The 576-nt window shown below is 36.3% G+C and carries 1 protein-coding gene; it reads right to left on the reverse strand.

Translation table 11 applies throughout. From position 1 onward, the window contains the following. Positions 1 to 321: 321 nt before the first annotated feature. Positions 322 to 576, reverse strand: a 255-nt coding sequence (locus JMM81_RS22695) for a hypothetical protein (protein ID WP_256243821.1), incomplete at its 5' end; no start/stop codon positions are given.

Consider the following 576-nt stretch of genomic DNA (forward strand, 5'->3'; position numbering starts at 1 on the left):
TTATGTTTAAGTACAAGCTGCCATCGAAGGCAGCTTTTCTTATTGTGCCACTAATAATTTGCATATCTTTAATGAGTGACTTATCATTCGGTTGTTCATATAATCGCGGTTGTGTTGTTATAAAGCTACATCTACTTATATTTGTCCGGATATAGTTTCTTTTATCTCAGTAATAATCCCTTCAATCGACGCTCGAAACAATGCTGGAAAAATATATCTTCTCTTCTTTAAAAAACTCTTTTATGAATGGTTGGGCTAGATTCCGTTTGAAGAAATCGGTATTGGAAAGAACTAATTGTAGAGAAAGCAGGCAATAGAAAACTAAGTCAGGTCATCTAAAGTCGCGCCATTTTGATCTAATAAATTAGCAAGAATAGAAGAATTTTCCTGATCCGCCTCCCACTGTACGACATCATCATACTCAAACAGTTGGAAGCTGTTAGGAAATTGTTCTTTCATATATTGAATGAAGGCTTCCGTGCTCCCTTTCCCACCTCGACGAAATTCCATCATGATTGCTCGAAACTTATGCGGAGGCAAATCCGTTTGAATATGGTATGAATTAGAAACAATTAG

It is taken from the genome of Bacillus sp. V3B (assembly GCF_024494465.1).
Lineage (GTDB): Bacteria > Bacillota > Bacilli > Bacillales > Cytobacillaceae > Bacillus_BD.